Source organism: Candidatus Nebulibacter yamunensis, from assembly GCF_024208055.1.
Taxonomy (GTDB): domain Bacteria; phylum Pseudomonadota; class Gammaproteobacteria; order Francisellales; family Francisellaceae; genus Caedibacter; species Caedibacter lacustris.
The window spans coordinates 87,704-106,808 of sequence record NZ_JAMBMW010000004.1 but is presented as its reverse complement, the minus strand read 5'-3'; the positions used below and the strand labels follow the sequence as shown (position 1 = coordinate 106,808).

The following is a 19,105-nucleotide window of genomic DNA, read 5'->3' as shown; positions in this document are numbered from 1 at the left end:
CTGCTAATTTATATTTGGTTTTCCTCTATAAGCTTGCTATATTGCCGATGGCAGAAATATGCTTGCAGAATTCACTTTTAATTTTATCAGTCAAATTATAAGCTTGATTTAACTTGGGTTTAGATTGGTGAACGAGCGTTAAGATAATTTTGCAAGTATTTCGTTATGAATTGTAAATTGAGTTAAGTTGGAGGAACAAGATGATTATTGGTATTCCTAAAGAAATTAAAAATCATGAATATCGTGTTGGGTTAACACCTGGGAATGTTGCAGAGTTTGTTCATCATGGTCATAGCGTATTGGTTGAACATGATGCAGGTGATGCAATAGGGTTTTCAAATGAAAGTTATATAGAGGCGGGTGCAAGCATTGTTGATGATCCAGCCCAAATATATGCTAAAGCTGATATGATTATTAAAGTAAAGGAGCCTCAACCTAATGAATGTAAAATGCTGCGAAAAGGACAGCTCCTGTTTACTTATTTGCATTTAGCACCTGATCCATTACAAACGAAACTCTTATTGGAATCAGGCTGTACTGCGATTGCTTATGAAATGGTTACTGATAAAAATGGTCGATTACCTTTATTAACTCCAATGAGTGAGGTGGCGGGGCGCTTGTCTGTGCAAGCTGGTGCCCATTGCCTAGAAAAAGCTCAAGGCGGTAGTGGTGTGCTTTTAGGTGGTGTGCCAGGTGTGAAATCAGCAAAAGTTGTAGTTATTGGTGGGGGTGTTGTGGGTTTAAATGCAATTCGCATGGCGATTGGTATGGAAGCACATGTAACGGTGTTAGACAAATCTCTAGATCGCCTACGGGAATTAGATGATTATTTTGGTCCTAAACTTAATTGTATCTATGCAACGAAGGATAACCTTGAAAAATATGTGCAAGAAGCAGATTTGGTGATCGGTGCAGTATTAGTGCCAGGGGCGGCTGCACCTAAACTTGTAACAAGAGAAATGATCAAAAATATGAAAAAAGGTTCAGTCGTTGTTGATGTTGCCATTGATCAAGGAGGCTGTTTTGAAACTTCAAGACCAACAACGCATCAAAACCCGACCTATGTAGTTGATGGTGTGGTGCATTATTGTGTTGCTAATATGCCAGGTGCGGTTGCAAGAACCTCAACGGTTGCTTTAAATAACGCGACGCTTCCGTTTGCATTGCAACTTGCTAACAAAGGTTATAAGAAGGCAATTGTTGAGAATGTGCATCTAGAGCATGGCTTAAGCGTTCATAATGGAATGCTAACTTCACTGCCAGTGGCGGAAGCCTTAAACATTCCTTATGTAAATCCTCTGGAAGCCTTAAATAGCAAACGACAAGCATTTGTGGCATAAACCAAATAATTCAATGGTGTGTTGACTAATAGCAAACGCACTTTTTTGTGCGAGTTTTTGTAATGTTTGATCTAGTTGTTCATCGTGTTGTTCGATCTTTGTGCCACAGTTTTTGCAGATAAATAGCTGGCAAATGTGTTTTTCTGGATGACAACAAATCGTATAGCAATTGGTTGTATGGATGCGATGAATCAATTCATTTTGACACAAAAAATCTAAGACGCGATAGATAGACATGATGTTGTAGTTTTTATCCTTGCTTTGCTCGTTTAATTTAGCAAGCAACTCATAAGCTGTAATCGGTTGGTTTTGTTCAGATAAAAGAAGAATGATGAGCTTACGTAAACTTGTAAGCTTGATGCTGTGCTTTAAGCAATGGCTTTCTATGTGTGCAACAACGTTATTCATCATTTTTACTGCCACATTAGGTTTTTGATAAGACCGATTATATAAATCAAACAAATAATCATAGTAATACAAAAGCTGGCAGGAAGGTTAACATAAAATGCTAAACATAACGCCCCCCAAACGCTAATAAGCGAGATCATAATACTTAGAAGCATGCTTTTATAAAATCCATCGCTCCATTGAAAGGCGCTAGCAGCTGGTCCAATAAGAAGAGTAAATACTAAAAGTGCGCCAACAATTTGGCATGCCATTGTGACTGTGAGTGCCAAAATAATGAAAAAAATCATCGACAGTAATCTGCTTGGAATGTTTTTAGATTGGGCAATAATAGGATCAATTGAGCAAAAAAAGAGTGATCTGGCAACAATAGATAATGCACATATAATTATGATGGCCATAATTAGTAGTATGATAATCTGTCTATAAGAAACCGTTAGAATATTTCCAAACAAAATTGACATAATCGAGCCAGAGTAACCAGTTTGATATAGATAGAGAAAATAAGCACCTAAACCTAAGAAAAAGGTGAGAACGATTCCAATGGCAAGGTCATTTTTTTTAATTTTGTCTCCCATAAAGCCCATGAAAATTGCCGCAATCATGTTTGCAATGAGCTGACCATTCATGGCAGAGACTCCAATTAACACAGCACCAGAGGCACCGGTAAGGCTGATGTGACCTAAGCCGTGTGCAGCAAAAGCAGCTTTACGTAACACGACAAAAAAACTTACGATTCCACAGATAATAGCAATGAGGGTACCTGCAATAAAGGCATTTTGCATGAAACTATAAAATAACACTTTTATCCTCCGTCAAACAGGGTAATTGTGGGCATAAATGGACGTGACCATTTTTAAAATGAATAAAATTATCCAACTCGTGCGCAATTTCGTGCATATCATGTGAAATTATCAATAAAGTAATATTTTGTGATCGATGAATTTTCTTGAGCGCATCGATAAAATCATGTTTGGCTTGCGGATCAAGGTCAGCTAAAGGCTCATCTAATAAAAGTAATTTGGGATTGTTAACTAATGCTTGTATGAGGTAGATGCGTTTTTTTTGACCGCCAGATAGAGTTTCAAAAGCTTGATTTGCATAGCTTGATGCGCCAACGATCTCAAACAACTGATCAAGCATTTTATTGAATTTTTGACCAAAAAAAGGCATGCCGAATTTATTGGATTTAAAACTTGCTTTTACAAGCGTTTTACCAGAAATATGCTGGCTTAGATTAAGCTCACGTTCCTGTGGGATATAGCTGATTAAATCGTTACAAATCCCCACGGGTTTATCAAATACTGTTAATTGTCCAGAGATAGGTGGTTGGATTCCTAAAATGCTTTTTAAAAAAGTGGATTTTCCGATACCATTTTCACCAACAACTCCTAACCATTGATTTTGGTAAAGACTAAGGTTGATTGGTTTGGATAATTGGTGTTTACCATGCCCAAGCACAAGGTTATGGCATCGTATGATAGTTTGTTGCATATTCATTATTTTGCGTTCTGAGTGAAGTATTAGTGTCATTTAATTATTGTATTACTTTTACTTTTGTTGGAATAGCGTCGCTATTTTATAGAGTGTCCTGTTTAATTTTGCTTATTAAAGGCTTTTTCTAGTGCCTTTTGTGTCTCCTCTAAATTTGCGTTAAGCCAAGTAATCACATTGTCATTTTGTGGCATGGTTTCTGATATTCCAACTGTTGGGATTTGATTCTCTGTAGCAAGGTTTAGAATGTTGTCGATCACATTATCCTGAACTTGTTGATTGTAGAATAAAACCTTTACTTTTTTTTGATTGAATAGATTTTGATAGTCAATAAGCATTTTAGGTGTCGGTTCAGCATCATTCATTATTGCCCACTGAAATTTTTCGCCTAACATTTTTAAACCAAGTGCTTCTGCCATATAGCCAAAAACAGGCTCAGTTGCGGTAACGGCTGTTCCTGCAAAGTGTCCCTTTATTTCATTTATTTTGGCATAAACCATTTGATAACGTTCATCAAATGTTTTCATGTTGAGTTTAAAGGTCTTTTCATACTCTGGTTCTAATTGGCTAAAAACAGTTGTTAATTTTTTAGCTAATGTTGGAAAGGTATTGGGGTTATACCATAGGTGAGGGTTATCACCACTTTTGGCGTTCATAAGAGCAGCAACATCAATAATTGTAATGTTATTATTACTTTGTGCATTTAATAATTGTTTTATCCAGGGATCATAATCGGCACCATTGTAAATTACAACTTGTGCGTTATTTATAGCAATCGCAGTTTGAGTTGAAGTAGTGAAAAGATGTGGGTCAGCATCAGGGTTGTTAATGATGCTAGTTGTTGTAACATAGTCTCCACCAATTAAGCTTGCAACGTTTTCGTAGAAGTTTTCTGCTGCTACGACTTTAATTTCCGCAGTGGCTTGGTTGTAAAGTAGTATAGTTGTAATGAATATGAAGGTTAAACAAGTCAGTTTTTTGAGCATGATAATTCTCCTGGATAAAAAGTAAATGTTATAATATATCATTTATTTTTTTTAGCAAAAAGATTTCATGTTTTTTTTATTATTGTGCTGCGTAATTGCCACACCAGCTAAAACTTCCTGGATTTAGTTGGTTTTAAATAGAAAGACTGTAATGCAGATAATGTCTAAATGAAATCAGAATTTACACGTTATGTTTTAAGATTAATACTAAGTTGTGTTACACTTGAACTAATTTAAGTGAAGCTAAAAATAACAGTACCAGTACAGATGGCAAAACTAGAAATATTAAAATACCCACATCCCTTTTTAAAAAAAAGGGCAAATCCTGTTTCTATAGATAAGATTGATAATTATTTACGTATCACCATTGCCAATATGTTTGAGACAATGTATGAAAATCATGGAGGGGGGTTGGCTGCAACTCAAGTTGGGCTTAATATGCGTTTATTTATAATGGATGGCTCAGAAAATAAAGATCAGAAATTTGTTGCAATTAATCCTGAGATCATTGAGCGTAAAGGTGAGATTTATGAAGAAGAGGGATGTTTATCTTTTCCTGGGGTATCAGCAAAAGTCAAGCGTGCAGCATGGATAAAAATGCGTGCATTAAATGAATTTGGTGAGATGTATGAACTAGAATGTGATGGTTATCATGGACGTTGTATCCAGCATGAAATTGATCATTTAGATGGAATTACCTATTTTGATCATTTATCGCCATTAAAACGTCAGATGATTGAGAAAAAATATAAGAAACTTATGCAGGAAAATTCAGAAAAATAAAAGGCTTTCAAATACTTATTCGATTACCCCGCCACCTAAGCAGACTTCACCATTATAAAATACGACTGATTGACCAGGGGTGATGGCGCGTTGTGGTTTTTCAAATTTAACATGTGTTTTATCCTTTTGAATGTAAACCGTGCAAGCTTGATCAGCCTGGCGATAGCGTGTTTTAGCTGTGCATGTAAATTCTCGATCAGGTGCTTCTCCTTTTATCCAATCTAGCTTAATTGCTGTTAAGTTATCTTTGAACAAAAGTGGATGATTATGCCCTTGAACAGCTATAAGCACGTTGTTTTTTAAATCTTTTTTCGCAGCAAACCACGGAATTTCAGGACGATTTTTAACACCACCTACACCTAAGCCTTGCCGTTGACCAATTGTATAGTACATAAGACCATCATGTTTGCCAATAACAATGCCGTTTTCATCATGAATTTCACCTGGTTGTGCTGGCAAATATTGATTCAAGAAAGCTTTGAATTTACGCTCACCAATAAAGCAAATCCCTGTACTATCTTTTTTATTATATGTGACAAGCCCATGCTTTTTAGCAATAGCACGTACTTTAGGTTTCTCAAGCTCACCAATAGGGAATAGTGTATATTGAAGTTGGTCTTGTCCTAATGTGTATAGAAAATAAGATTGATCTTTGTTATGATCTAGTCCTTTTAATAGTTGATGCTCGCCGTTTTCAAGGGTACGTTTACGTGCGTAATGTCCTGTGGCAATATATTCCCCCCCCAATTGTTTGGCATAGTCCAAAAAAGCTTTAAACTTAATCTCTTTGTTGCACAAAATGTCAGGGTTAGGTGTGCGTCCTGCTTTATACTCTTCTAAGAAATATTCAAAAACATGATCCCAATATTCCGCTGCAAAGTTGATTCTTTGGAATGGTATACCAATGCTTTGGCAAATGCTTTGAGCATCTTTAATATCCTCTTTGGCAGAGCAGAATTCATCTGTGTCGTCTTCTTCCCAATTTTTCATAAAAACCCCCGTGACATCAAAGCCTTGTTGTTTTAATAACAAGGCAGCAACAGAGGAATCTACACCACCAGAAGCACCAACAATTATTTTTTGTGACATAGAAATTAAAAAGTAGTAATAAAAAAGAGTGTGGCTATTGTGCCGCCATTTATTTGAATTTGCAAATACATAGACAGAAGTGTCATAACTCATCATTAAAAATCACTAGGAACTACTAAGTTTTTAATAAGTAAACCATGGAAAAATCATTTTTTTTATGATGAATTATGCTCAATAATCTTTATATAATGGTGTTTCATGGCAGTTTTCCTAAGGTGGTTTATAAAATGGAATATGTGGTGCACAAGTTTGGCGGGAGTAGCCTTGCAGATGTTATTAAAATTAAACACGTGATGAGAATTATTGGCACCACAGCACAATCAGTCGTTGTTTCTGCAAGTGGGAAAACGACCAGCTTATTAAAAAAGGCGATTGAACTTGCTTTAGAGAATAAAAGTAATCATAAGGTGCTTGAGCAGATTAGTGAACATCATATGACACTAATCAATGGCTTATGTCCAGATAATAAAAGTGTAATCAAAATTTTTAAAAAGGATATTGAGTATTTAAAACAAATATTGTTGACTATTCGTTTAAGTGGCATTTGTGGGGATGCTCTGGAATACTTCATTCTTGGGTTTGGTGAGCTGTGGTCAGCACAGATTTTAACAGTAGTATTACAGCAAAATGATATTCAAGCTCAGTTTGTTGATGCGTCTACCGTTTTATTTATCGATGACCATCAAAAGCCTGTGGTAATTGATTGGCAAAGAAGCCAACAAGCCGTTGATAAACATATTATCGATAGAGCGAATAAGATTTACATTATTACTGGATTTATTGCACAAAACCAAGAGGGTAATCGTAGTATTTTAGGTATGAATTGCAGTGATTACTCATCGGCAATTTTTGCTAAATTGTTACAGGCGAATAAGCTTGTTATTTGGACGGATGTAGCTGGTATATATAGTGCTAATCCTCAAGTTGTAAAAAATGCAAGGCAGCTTAAACAATTATCATATAAAGAAGCTTTGGAGCTTGCTTATTTTGGTGCGTCAGTCGTGCATCCATTAACGATTAATCCAATGATGGAAATGGGTATTCCAATTGAGATTAAAAGTAGTTTTGACCCACAAGATCCTGGAACGGTGATTGTAAAAAAACTTGATCAAGAAAACCTTGCTCAGTACCTTATCAAAGGATTAACAAGTATTTCCAATGTGGCACTCATGCGTGTGCAAGGTGCTGGTATTATCGGTGTGTCAGGTATGGCAGCAAAGGTATTTTCAGTACTTGAGCAGGCGCAAGTTTCAGTGATGATGATTTCACAGTCAAGTTCCGAATACTCGATTTGCTTTGCCATTGAATCTAAGTTTGCTAAGAAGGCAACTAAAGCGCTTGAACGGCATTTTAAAGCAGAGATTGAGCGTGGAGATATAGAGCATATTTACTGCGAAATAGGTTATGCACTTGTCACGGCGGTGGGAGATGGTTTAAGAGCACAGCCTGGTGCGTTGGCACGCGTGATTAAACCATTAGCTGATGCTAAAATCAATATTCATGCGATTACACAAGGTTCATCTGAACGTAGCATCACAGTGACGGTTAAACAATTAGATGAGGATTTGGCGCTTAATTTGATTCATCAGCAAGCAAAGAACCCACCTCTACAAAACTTGGCAGTTGCAATTATTGGTACTGGTGGAGTTGGTAGCGAACTGATTAAACAGTTGCAAGCACAAAAAGCAAATCTTGAGGCAAAAAGCATCAATTTACAGTTGGTTGCTCTATTGAATTCTACAAATGCGCTTTATGCAAATGATCTATTAGTAAAAGAAAATCTATTGGGTTTGCTTAAAACAAACGTTGGTGGTCACTCTGACCTTGATCAGTTAATAAATCATATGCAAGCTTTATCTTGTGCACATAAAGTGATCGTGGATGCAACGGCAAATAGTATAATTGCTGAAAGTTATATTAAGTTTTTGCAAAATGGGATGAGTATTGTGACACCAAACAAATATGCCAATACCCAATCGATGGCTTATTATCAAACATTAAGAGCAACTGCTCAGCTGCATAACGTTGAATTTAAATATGAAACAAATGTTTGTGCGGGCTTGCCTTTGATTAGTACTATTCAAAGTATGCAACTAACGGGAGATAAAATTACTAAGATTAAAGGAGTTTTTTCAGGAACATTAAGCTTTATTTTCAATCAGATAAATCAAGGCAAAACTTTTGTTGAAAGTTTAATGTTAGCTTATAACGATGGCTACACTGAACCTGACCCACGTGAAGATTTATCTGGCATGGATGTGGCACGTAAAGTGGTATGTTTAGCACGTGAAATTGGCTTAAGTATCGAGTTAAGTGATATTAACGTGCAGAACTTAACACCCACTGAATTAAGAAATTGTACAAAAGAAGTGTTCTTGGCAAAGGTTGCAGATTATGACCAGGCATTAACGGATAAATTTAAGAAGCTCAAAGGCAAATTAGCTGCACTACATTTTATTGGTGAAATTAATGTCAGCGGTAAGGTTGTTGTTTCTGTTTTGCCGTTAGAAGAAACAAGCTCATTTGTGAATTTAACAGGTGTGGATAATATGGTTTTGATTTATTCTAAACGCTATTGTAATACACCTATGGTGATTAGAGGTGCTGGTGCGGGGACAGAAGTAACAGCAGCAGGTGTGTTTTCTGATATTCTATCGCTTGTTCGTGTATAGCTTAATCATTTTGGTTTAAAGAGCAGCATTTTGACGAGAAAAAAGTTAGAAATTGTAATTGCTTTGTCTGAAAGGATTTGTGTCACACTTATTTATGATAGACTACAACCAGAAATAAACTAGTCAGACAAAGCAATGAAGCAAATCTACCTTGATTACGCATCTACAACACCCGTTGCACAAGAAGTTATTGACGAAATGCTCAAATATTTAAGTTTTGAAAATATATTTGGGAATCCTGCATCCAACACTCATGAATATGGTTGGTATGCAAAAGAGGCTGTGGATAAAGCAAGGCAGCAGGTTGCATTATTAATTTGTGCCGACAGTCGAGAAATTGTGTTTACATCAGGTGCTACTGAATCCGATAACCTTGCAATAAAAGGGGTTGCAGATGCTTATGCCAATAAAGGCAAGCATATTATTACATCTTCGATTGAGCATAAGGCTGTGATTGATACTTGTGCTTACCTTGAGACAAAAGGCTATACAGTAAGCTATTTAGTACCCGATCAAAAGGGTCAGATTACAGCTGAACAAGTCATGCAAACAATACAACCAGATACGATTTTAGTGTCGCTTATGGCAGTCAACAATGAGCTTGGAACATGCTATCCTTTAGCAGAAATTGGCGCTTTATGTAAAGAAAACAAGATTTTATTTCATGTGGATGCTGCACAAGGCTTTGGTAAAATTGATGTTGATGTTAGAGCGATGAACATTGATTTGCTATCGATTTCAGCACATAAAATCTATGGACCTAAAGGTGTAGGTGCACTTTATGTACGTAGAAAGCCTAAAGTGAAATTAACACCCTTAATTCATGGTGGGGGGCATGAAAATGGTTATCGCTCGGGGACCTTGGCTACTCATCAAATTGTGGGCTTAGGACAGGCTTGTGTACTTATGCAAAAAAAAGGTAACTCTTTTTATAGACACGTTGAAAACTTAAGAGCGATTTTTTTAAAAAAGATAGAAGCTTTACCAAATATTACGATTAATACACCACTGGCAAACAGTTATCCTGGCATTGTTAATATCACTTTCGAAGGAGTTGACGGTGAAGCATTGGTTGCAATGTTACATAACCTTGCTGTATCGATGGGCTCAGCTTGTAACTCAGCAAGCATTGAACCTTCATTTGTATTATTAAATATCGGTTTGAGTCAGCAGCAAGCACATGCAAGTTTACGTTTTTCATTTGGACAATATACAACTGTAAGAGAAGTACATATAGCAGCAGATTCCGTTGTTGCTGCGGTAACAAAATTAAGAGCATTATCAGAGCAATGTGGTATGGGGGTGTAGATGTACAGTAAAAAAGTACTCTCGCTTTTAGATAATATTAATTCTACAGATTTTCTGCCAAGTAAAACCGTTTTAAAGCAAGTTAAAATAGGGGAAGGCATGCAGCAGATTATTATTGCATGTGACGATAATCGCTATTATTTTGCTGCTATTGGTAGTCCTTATTTACTAGCAATGGGTAAATGGTTGAGGGACAATTTACAGCAAGGTACATGGATGAAGATTAAGGACTATCAAATCACCGATTTAGTTGAATATTTTTCATTACCTGAGCATAAGCGCCAAGATGCGTTGTTAATTTTGAATTTAATTGAGCAGCTAAATCTAAATGCGTGGTAACCTTGAAAATGCAGTGATTTTACACAGTCGAAAATACAAAGAGTCTTCACTGTTATTAACCTTATGGTTGCAATCTCATGGTAAGGTGAGTGCAGTTGCTCGAGTGAGTAAAACAAAAAGAACAGCATTTTTATATGAACCATTTTGTTTACTAAATGTTGAAATAAAACTTGCACATTCAGCTGAAGCCTTATCAACCATCAAATATGTAGAGCTTGAAAAAAGCTATACCTTAGGCAGTTATTTATCACAGTTATCACGTTTATATTTAAACGAACTGTTATATTGGTTACTCCCTTTTGATCATCATGATAAAAAATTATTTGACTGCTATCTTGCAGTGATCAGTGGACTTATGACTGATGAGGTAGCACCTTTATTACGCTACTTTGAATTACAATTATTAGAGAGCATTGGTTATGGCTTTTCGTATCAGTTCGATGAGAAAGATAATCCAATTGATCCAAACGGATATTATGAGATGTCAGCCTTATCAGCATTTTATCAAACTACACCAGGGAATGGAGTATTAGGTAAGACAATTTTAAAACTGGGTGAACCTGTATCTTGTTGGAATAACAAAGAGCTCGCTGTATTACAAAAACTAATTCGCTTGAATTTAGATGCGTGTTTACATGGGCGAGCATTAAAAACACGAGAGTTGTTGATTAGTTATTTGCATGGATGTAAAAGCCGTTAATTTTTGTTAATGGAAGTACCTAAGTACCGTAGTGTCATTAACAAGAGAAATTGTTGGACTAATCGGTGCGACGATGCTCTCCGCTAAAAGCATATAGGTCCACAGGATATGGGACTGTTAAAATCACCTAAGCAGCTTTATAAAAAAATCCAAGCAACTGTAATTCATCTAGGTGATCAGGCAACACATGCAACTGACAATACGAGACTTTGGTTCATCTTAACAAGCATAATGGTGACAATAATGTAAACAAGATAAGTGCTTAGTGCACAAGAAATCGGGTGACAACTAGTTTGATACCTACTGTTTTGAGAATGCTAAAATACAGTATTTTTATTTGAATTAATACGGTTAATGTTTATCTTGGTATAGGATATAATCGGCGTGATACTGCTTACGGAAGAGTATGTTTGCAGTTAGGAGGTTAGGTAATAATTAGTTGGACGCTTAACTGAAAGAGGTCGTTATATTCTCTGATATATAGTTACAATCTCTCATGAATTCGAAGCAAAATTGGACTGTGTCTAGTGAAGGAAAGGAGTAAAGAATGCTTGAAACAGAAAAAGAGCTATTAATAAAAGCGGTTAGTAATCCAGTGTATGCTAATATTGATACGTGGGAAATTATCAATAATCCATAGCTGCGACCGCTACGACCGTCATCTTTCAAATATTTGAATTCAATCTCTACGCTTGGTGAGAAGATTTATGCAGAAAAATTATAAAAGAGACTTTTATTTTTTGTGGGCAGGTCAATCACTAAACGTATTAGGGGATCAGATTTTAATAGTGGCTTTGCCGCTATTTGCATTATCTATCCCAGGCGTATTGGAGTCTGAGGCAGTACTGCTGCGGTTTGCTTTTTTTCTACCATTTTTATTTTTAAGCCTTATTGCCGGGGCCTTAATTGATCGCTTGCCACTAAAGCGAGTTATGTTGGTATGCGATAGTATTCAGGCATCAATATTCTTGCTAATCGTTGTTTTGGCATGGTTTAAAATGCTTAGCTTAATACTGTTGTTAGGTTTAGTTTTTATTAGTGGCTGTGTTCTTGTATTCTTTCAAATTGCGTACTCATCCTATCTTCCTGAATTATTTAGCAGTCATAATGACATTCAAAATGGCAATGCTAAGCTATTTTTTTCGGAATCAAGCGCGCGAGCATTAGGTCCGTTATTGGCAGGATCATTAATTGCTCTTTTAGGTATTATGTTCACAATTTTTATGAACTGTTTGACATTTGTAATTTCTGTTTTAACGCTTTTTGCAATTAGACAAAAATCTGAAGCTCCCAAACGGTTAAATCAATCAGAGCAACGCCTAATGAGTGATATTAGAGAAGGACTCTTGTTTATTTTTCGTCATAACAAACTTGAGCCAGTGATTACTTGCGGTAGCGTTTATGTTCTTTTTCTCAGTATGGTCATGAGTTGTCTTGTTATTTATTGTGATAGAATACTAAACCTGAGTCCTGTGATGATTGGAATTGTGGTGGGATCTGCTGCAATCGGTATGTCTATTGGAAATTTATTAGCACCGAAGGTAGTTAACAGGTATGGGAACTCACAAACACTTATTCTGGGTGCTTTTATTTCTGTTTCAGGTATAGTTGGTATCCCTATATCTGGTGCTTTTCATTCACCTGCATTTTTGATCATCGCTGGGATAGTGCACGGCATAGGTGAGGGTTTTTTTAGCCCGACAGCTTTAACCTTAAGGCAAACGGAAACACCCAAACAACTTTTGGGGCGTATCAATTCAGTACAAAGATGCTTGCTATGGGGAATGATTGCAGTTGGTAGCTTATTGAGTTCTTTAGTTATTCATCTATGGGATATATCATCTGCGCTATGGCTTGGTGGAGTTGGCTCAATATTGTGTCTTATCCCACTATTAAGGCGCGGAATTTTACAGGACATTCTCAAACAGGAAAAAGCCAAATTTAGTGAAAATTAAGAGGTAGAAATATGGATTTATCATATGTTGAAGGAGTTCAAGAACTTATTGACCTATGTAATGCAGAGATGCCAAATTGTGTTCAATTACTAGAAGGGAGTAGTTGTGATGCCTAAAAGACCTATAGCTATAATTGTGGATCCATACTCATCTGGAGCCTATTACGCACATGCTTTCGATAAGGCGAGTGTTGATGTGGTGGCAGTACAAACGGCAAGGCAACCACCCGAGGTATATGCTGCTTCGTATAAACCAGAAGAATATAAACAAATATTTGTTTATGAGAACAACCTTGAAGATCTTATTTCTCAATTAAAGTTACTTGATCCACTTTGTGTTGTGGCAGGATGTGAGTCTGGTGTAGAGTTGGCTGAACAAGTGTGCTCTTTAATTCTACCTCATCTGAGCAATGATCCCAAAAAAGCTGTAGCTCGTAGGCATAAGGGTAGAATGATGGACGCTGTCACCAATGCTGGTATAGCCACAGCAAGGCAATTATGCACCAATGATCAGCAAGCAGTAGCAAACTGGTTGCTTGAAGAAGGATTGAACTCCTCAAGTTTTGTCATAAAGCCCCCTAAAAGCGCTAGCACTGACAGTGTTTATAAAGTGAATGCAGCAGATAATGACTGGCAAGTCATTTTTAACTCATTGCTCAACCCGCATAATCGTTTAGGAATTTTAAATGATTAACTGATTGTTCAAGAATTTATGCAGGGGGTTGAATATGTTGTTGACACAATGAGTTATGTAGGAAAACATACAATATCGAATATCTGTAGATATCAGAAAATTAGAAATGATAAACATATTGCCATGTATGACTATATGGAGTGGCTTCCTTCTGATATTGAGCTATATCAAGAACTACAACAATATGCGTATTCTGTTCTAGACGCCTTAGGGATAAAATTTGGTCCTGCTCATATTGAGATCATGCATACTGATAATGGGTTACGCTTGATTGAAGTTGGAGCGAGGGCTCATGGGGGAGGGCATCCACGCTATAATATGGTTGCTACGGGAGATAGCCAAATTGATCGTACGGTTAGATATTTTTCAAGGCAGCAACCTGTTTCTGAAACATATGATTTGCTAATCAATATGATGGTTGTATTTTTTGTCTGTATGAGGGAAGGTGTAATAAGCAATGTTGAGCATACGGTGGAAAAAATAAAAAGTCTCCCAAGTCATTATCATGTCTCTATTCATGTAAAAGACGGTGATCATGTGGCTGAAACAAAAGACTTATTTGCGACCTTAGACTTGGGTTTTGTTGTTCTTGCACATCGACAAAAAGAACAACTTTTACAAGATTACAAAGCAATTCGACAAATAGAGCGGGAACTGATTGCATGAACACAATAAATGCGATAAGGGGGATAGATTATCATGGAATTATGTGCAAATAACGAAGAGGTGATCAATAAGCAAAGTCTCCAATCAGAAGGTTTTTGTGTGGTTAAAAATGTTCTAAAACCAGAAACCTGTCTCTTGTTAAGAGAGTTATACGCCAAGGATCAGCACTATCGATCCACCATAGATATGCAAAGGTATAATTTCGGGAGGGGGCAGTATCGCTATTTTAATTACCCTTTTCCTGAGATCATCAGTCGTTTAAGGCGATACTTTTACGAAAATCTGGTCGACTGCACCAATCAAAGAACCTTGCATGAAATGAAGTTTCCTGCAGATTTTTACGCATTTGAACAATCACAATACGAAGCCAATCAGGCTAAACCAACCCCATTAGTTTTAAAGTATCAAGAGGGGGACTATAACTGGAGCACGGAATATATTGCGCTTAGGGCTCTAGGTGATCAAAATGCGTTTCCTGAAAATGATGTTTTTTTGCAAAAAATGTTGACTAATGAACATATTGATTGTAGTAAACCCTTTCGCGCTTATATTGCGAGCTATTGCTATATCTATGCGGAAACTATGAAAAATCAGAACTTGGTGAAGATGCCTACGGTACAACCATTAAAAGTGAATAAGAAAATAAACTTGCATAAGGAGGCTTTTATGCAAACTAACGGTTTTTATGAGGCGATTTACCGCTCCCCGTTTGGATTAGTGAAATTGCAAGCCAATGATCAATATCTTTTGTCATGTATTTGGATTATTAACCAACTCGTGTCGTTGGAATAGCTGTGGCAAAGATAGGATAAACGTGAGAATTGTGAGAATACAAAACACTATAATAATGGCAAACGGTGAGAGTAGAGTTGCTAAAATTGACATAAGAAGCCCAGCTAATGGCACGCTTAATTGATTTAAAAATACGATCATCCCAATTGTTTTTCCAAGAACATCTTTAGGGATAAATTTAGCTCTTTCTGTACGAATGTAGACGTTAAAAACGCCATCAAAGACCATGATAAAAAGATAACCGATAAAGAAAAAAGTGTAGGTTTGTCCTGCCCCGATAAGTAGTCCGCCTGTAATCATGCCGATGGTGGCAGAAAAACCTAAGATGGCAACACTACAGCGTTTGAGCACTATTGGGATAAGCATAAATATAGCAATGTTCACGATTCCTGTTACCGTTTGCACAAGACCAAAATAGCTGGCAGTTAATTGGAATGTTCCAGTAACTAAAGGGGCTCCCATTGATAGCATAAGTCCCCAAATAAGATTAATAAAGATTGTGAGGGTAACCATCCACCTTAATTTGTTACTATACCAGATGACGCCTAGTGCTACTTGTAAGTCTTTTACAATATTGGATTGGATAACGTTCTGTTTGTTTGTAGCTATAAAATAGCTTTTTGGCAGGCGCAAGATAAATAGGGATGACAGCACAAACATAACGGCAATAATGATGAGCTCAGATAGAATATTGAAATACACTGACAAAGCCACACCAATTGCAGGTCCCATGATTTGGCTTATTTGTTCAATATTCATAAGATAAGTCTGGACTTTGGCAAGTTTTTTGCCGCTGTAAACATGTGAGGTGTAATACTGTACAGTGACGAATGAGCGTGCATAGTAAAAGCCATTAATAACCATCATAAGGCAAAGCACAAGAAAAAGGGAAACTGAGGTAAGGCTTAGTGCCAAGAAAGCACATAAAATAATGACACCTCTTACAAAGTTGGCGTGGACAAACATATTCTGGCTGTCACATTTATCGAGTTTTCTGCCAGAAATGGGTAAAGAAATAACTCTTGGTAGCCACTCCATAAAAAAGGCGATTCCCGATAAAGAAAAACTATTTGTTAATTTAAATACAATAATCGGAATCGCGAAAAGGAGAATTTGATCAGCAAGCTTAGAAAGCAGTATAGAGAAAATTGCTAATAGGTGATATTTAGTATTAGTCATTGTAAAATCTCGGTTTCTTCTTTTGGGAGAGTGGGGACTATAACTAGTTTACTTTGTATTTGACAAGTTAATTCAATAAGTCCTTTCTCTAGCATGTCATAGTTCTCTGAGGTCAGAATAATATGACCAATAAAGGAAGCATTATCAGAGATTATATTATCTACATAGTCTCCAATTTTTTTATGCATCACAATCGATTCTATTTTGCAGTTATCAGGAGTAATAAATTCGGCTAAATCAGAGATGTTATTTAATATCCCGCGTAAAGGAGAAGCAATTTGTCGTATGCCAGCATAACGACGAAATTGGAGATGATGTTTCTTGGTCTTGCCACTTATACAAAAATCCAGCCAGTTTTCCCATGGGTTAAAATCAGAAAAAGCTAGCATAGCAAGATCCCATATGTGCATACCTGCAGGTCGCATATTTACTTCTACGGCAAAAGATTGATTGTTGATATGATTCAGGAAAATTTCATTGTGATAAGCGCCATGATTATTGCTGATCAATGACATCATGTGTTTACCTGTTTGGTTGATAATAGTTTCCTGATCTGTGCTCAGCCTAGCGGGGACGATTTGTTGAATTTCTGCTTTTACGGGTTGATCATGGGTAATTTTTTTATCGGTAATCCATGAGGTTCCTGCTACATAATCCCAGCTGTATTCTTGAACATTTTCGATTAACGTTTCTATCAGAATACCCTGATTATGGTAGCATACTAATTCAGTCCATGTTTTATGTGCATCAGCCGTGGACTCAACTGCATAGCATCCACGGCTATTGCCTTCTGAACTTGGTTTGACAAATACATTAGACTTAAAACTCTTAATCACATTCATATAGTCGTTGTAATTGAAGACTTTTTTGGAAAAAATTGGCTGATAGTTTTGAGGATGTTGAGTAGTTTGCTGGTCTAGCTTGCGAAAAATTTCTTTATCTAAGGATGCTCTAGGATATTGGCATTTTATAGGCAAAGCTTTTAATTTGCTTTCTAAACGAAGAGCTAGTTCTACACCACGATCTGAAAAAGGTAATACCCCTAATATTTCGAATTTTTCCTGGGCAATGGTGCTGCATATTGCCATTAAACTATTTTCAATATCATTTACTAGGGGATAACGCCAGATAAAATCAGCAAATTCTTGATCTCCAGCAGCAGGATTTTCATGAATTAGGATGACTCCAGAATCATACTTCCTTTGTGCTATTTTACGAATTTTTGCAACGTCGTAAATCCTTGTGTTGTTATAACCAACGATGATAACGTATTTACTCATATTATTTCCTCAACCTTTACTTCTTTGATAAATGCATGAAGTATATCTTGTAAGTTATCTTCACTGCTTTTAATTACCCCTGAGAAAGGAGAGTGCTCTTTAGAGTAACTAATCATTTTATTTTTTAAAGGAGAATGATTAATTTCATGCCAACAAAATATAGTTTGCCATTTCTGTGTGTCAAAACTAACTTGGTATAATTGTCCCCCAGTATTTGGATATACAAACCAGCCAAAAAAGTCGTTACATATTTTAGATTCCTGTGGTCTATATTCATCATAGATTTGCGAGAGGATATCAAGTTTATATAAATTTAATCCAGTTTTTCTTTCAAAAGTCTCGGCAACGCCAGCGCCTCCAACTCTACCACCAAGTTCTAGAAAAAATCTATCTCCATTAGGACGGATGATGCCTTCGTAGTGAAAGGAGCCATCAATATAATCAAGCGTTTTCAGGCATTCTGTTACCAAGGAAAGGGTTTTAGGAGAAGATGCCACTTGATATGAACCTAAAACTTTTCCTTTGGTATAATCAAAGCATGTATTTACATATCTGCTTTCAATAGCACAGTGTATAGTTCCTTTCGCTATGAAGCCGTCTACATGGTAAATTTCTCCTTTGCAAAACTCTTCAACAAAAAATCTTTCCGGTAGTTGTAATTGTTTAATTTTAGTGGTTATATCATCATAATTTCCAATATAGATATTTTCGCTAGAGGCCCCTAACTTTGGTTTTAATACGTAGTGAGAAGTTGTAGTTTCAGACTTTACAAATTCAAAGATGCTCCAATATTTTGGCTGCTTGATATTTTTGGATTGAAATATTAACTCTCTCATAGTGAATTTATCGCGAATTGCTAAGGACTGGGCAACAGATTTCCCTTTAATTGTGAAATATTCGCGTAATTCGGATGCGACAATTAGATCATATTCCGATCTTGCAATAAGGATATTACAGGCTGAAAATATATCTGAATAATGATCGATTAAGTGAGTTTTCTTATATTGATCATGTGAAATTTCTATAATTTTAGCATTAATATTTTGAGGAATGTCTCCTTTTTTGTCCTTAAGGCAAAAGTATGTAATATTATGTTCAGCATGATTTATATGGTTATCATAGCGGATTTTTTCAAAATGAATGCGGTGCAAAATAACAATGTTCATTTACATATACTCGATTTTTAAAAAGTCTTTACTATCTTGATGCATCAAAGAGTCAAACTCTTCTGTATTTAATTGAGTTATATCCCATAAAGCCTGAGCAACAAATATTTCTCTATCCGAATGAGGTAGAAGATCGTACGGTTTTTTGAATATTTTATATTCTTGTGGCATGAATTTTATAGGAGTTTCCCTAACTTTGCGTATTTGTTTTCCAGGTTCACCAAAGTACACCCTAAAAAACGTTTTGTTAGATTGTAT

The 19,105-nt window shown here is 36.3% G+C and carries 19 protein-coding genes; 10 read left to right on the top strand and 9 right to left on the bottom strand.

Translation table 11 applies throughout. From position 1 onward, the window contains the following. Window positions 1-200 precede the first annotated feature (200 nt). Window positions 201-1,340 carry an alanine dehydrogenase gene (gene ald, locus M1V25_RS03325; RefSeq protein WP_498842429.1) on the top strand — a complete coding sequence of 380 codons (1,140 nt, stop codon included), beginning with the start codon at window positions 201-203 and terminating at the stop codon, window positions 1,338-1,340. Here ald and M1V25_RS03320 read toward each other — a convergent pair. From M1V25_RS03320 to M1V25_RS03305, 4 genes are all read right to left on the bottom strand, one after another. After that, entirely contained in the window at window positions 1,308-1,751 is a 444-nt protein-coding gene (locus tag M1V25_RS03320; RefSeq protein ID WP_116963398.1) for a Fur family transcriptional regulator, read from the bottom strand. The genes ald and M1V25_RS03320 overlap by 33 nt on opposite strands. Before the next feature lie 2 nt (window positions 1,752-1,753). Further along, complete coding sequence (locus M1V25_RS03315; RefSeq protein WP_116963414.1) at window positions 1,754-2,530, bottom strand: metal ABC transporter permease; 777 nt, start codon at window positions 2,528-2,530, stop codon at window positions 1,754-1,756. Window positions 2,531-2,534: 4 nt separating this feature from the next. Beyond that, a complete protein-coding gene (locus M1V25_RS03310; protein ID WP_498842450.1) occupies window positions 2,535-3,227 on the bottom strand; it encodes a metal ABC transporter ATP-binding protein in 693 nt (230 codons plus the stop codon). A 113-nt stretch (window positions 3,228-3,340) separates the two neighbouring features. Continuing rightward, the gene (locus tag M1V25_RS03305; RefSeq protein WP_157966558.1) at window positions 3,341-4,225 is read right to left on the bottom strand and encodes a metal ABC transporter solute-binding protein, Zn/Mn family; all 885 of its coding nucleotides are present in this window, start codon (window positions 4,223-4,225) and stop codon (window positions 3,341-3,343) included. Window positions 4,226-4,492: 267 nt separating this feature from the next. Between M1V25_RS03305 and def the strand changes: the two genes are divergently transcribed. Further along, complete coding sequence (def, locus tag M1V25_RS03300) at window positions 4,493-5,008, top strand: peptide deformylase (RefSeq protein ID WP_116963400.1); 516 nt, start codon at window positions 4,493-4,495, stop codon at window positions 5,006-5,008. A gap of 15 nt (window positions 5,009-5,023) precedes the next feature. Here def and mnmA read toward each other — a convergent pair whose 3' ends face one another. Continuing rightward, on the bottom strand, window positions 5,024-6,097 hold the full coding sequence (gene mnmA / locus M1V25_RS03295) for a tRNA 2-thiouridine(34) synthase MnmA (protein ID WP_498842449.1): 1,074 nt from the start codon (window positions 6,095-6,097) through the stop codon (window positions 5,024-5,026). A 167-nt stretch (window positions 6,098-6,264) separates the two neighbouring features. Between mnmA and thrA the strand changes: the two genes are divergently transcribed. The 8 genes from thrA to M1V25_RS03255 all read left to right on the top strand — a co-directional run bounded on the left by thrA (window position 6,265) and on the right by M1V25_RS03255 (window position 15,222). Then, the gene (gene thrA, locus M1V25_RS03290) at window positions 6,265-8,769 is read left to right on the top strand and encodes a bifunctional aspartate kinase/homoserine dehydrogenase I (RefSeq protein ID WP_498842428.1); all 2,505 of its coding nucleotides are present in this window, start codon (window positions 6,265-6,267) and stop codon (window positions 8,767-8,769) included. 135 nt (window positions 8,770-8,904) lie between these two features. Then, window positions 8,905-10,077: an IscS subfamily cysteine desulfurase gene (locus M1V25_RS03285; protein ID WP_116963403.1), complete on the top strand. Its 1,173-nt coding sequence runs from the start codon at window positions 8,905-8,907 to the stop codon at window positions 10,075-10,077. Next, window positions 10,078-10,416, top strand: a complete 339-nt coding sequence (locus M1V25_RS03280) for a hypothetical protein (RefSeq protein WP_498842427.1) — start codon at window positions 10,078-10,080, stop codon at window positions 10,414-10,416. Further along, window positions 10,406-11,116 (top strand): DNA repair protein RecO, encoded by a 711-nt coding sequence (recO, locus tag M1V25_RS03275; RefSeq protein WP_498842426.1) that lies wholly within the window; start codon window positions 10,406-10,408, stop codon window positions 11,114-11,116. Before M1V25_RS03280 ends, recO begins: the two co-directional genes overlap by 11 nt. A 707-nt stretch (window positions 11,117-11,823) precedes the next feature. Then, window positions 11,824-13,071 (top strand): MFS transporter, encoded by a 1,248-nt coding sequence (locus tag M1V25_RS03270; protein ID WP_498842425.1) that lies wholly within the window; start codon window positions 11,824-11,826, stop codon window positions 13,069-13,071. Window positions 13,072-13,179: 108 nt separating this feature from the next. Beyond that, window positions 13,180-13,764 carry a hypothetical protein gene (locus M1V25_RS03265; protein ID WP_498842424.1) on the top strand — a complete coding sequence of 195 codons (585 nt, stop codon included), beginning with the start codon at window positions 13,180-13,182 and terminating at the stop codon, window positions 13,762-13,764. After that, complete coding sequence (locus M1V25_RS03260; protein WP_498842448.1) at window positions 13,765-14,430, top strand: ATP-grasp domain-containing protein; 666 nt, start codon at window positions 13,765-13,767, stop codon at window positions 14,428-14,430. A 33-nt stretch (window positions 14,431-14,463) separates the two neighbouring features. Further along, on the top strand, window positions 14,464-15,222 hold the full coding sequence (locus M1V25_RS03255) for a 2OG-Fe(II) oxygenase (protein ID WP_498842423.1): 759 nt from the start codon (window positions 14,464-14,466) through the stop codon (window positions 15,220-15,222). On the opposite strand, the gene M1V25_RS03250 is transcribed toward M1V25_RS03255, so the two are convergent. The 4 genes from M1V25_RS03250 to M1V25_RS03235 are packed head-to-tail and all read right to left on the bottom strand — an operon-like array spanning window position 15,181 to window position 19,078. Next, window positions 15,181-16,401 (bottom strand): MFS transporter, encoded by a 1,221-nt coding sequence (locus tag M1V25_RS03250; protein WP_498842422.1) that lies wholly within the window; start codon window positions 16,399-16,401, stop codon window positions 15,181-15,183. The genes M1V25_RS03255 and M1V25_RS03250 overlap by 42 nt on opposite strands. Then, window positions 16,398-17,681: an ATP-grasp domain-containing protein gene (locus M1V25_RS03245; protein WP_498842421.1), complete on the bottom strand. Its 1,284-nt coding sequence runs from the start codon at window positions 17,679-17,681 to the stop codon at window positions 16,398-16,400. Before M1V25_RS03245 ends, M1V25_RS03250 begins: the two co-directional genes overlap by 4 nt. Then, window positions 17,678-18,847, bottom strand: a complete 1,170-nt coding sequence (locus M1V25_RS03240) for an ATP-grasp domain-containing protein (protein WP_498842420.1) — start codon at window positions 18,845-18,847, stop codon at window positions 17,678-17,680. The genes M1V25_RS03245 and M1V25_RS03240 overlap by 4 nt, the downstream gene beginning before the upstream one ends. Beyond that, a complete protein-coding gene (locus M1V25_RS03235; protein WP_498842419.1) occupies window positions 18,848-19,078 on the bottom strand; it encodes a hypothetical protein in 231 nt (76 codons plus the stop codon). Window positions 19,079-19,105 lie beyond the last annotated feature (27 nt).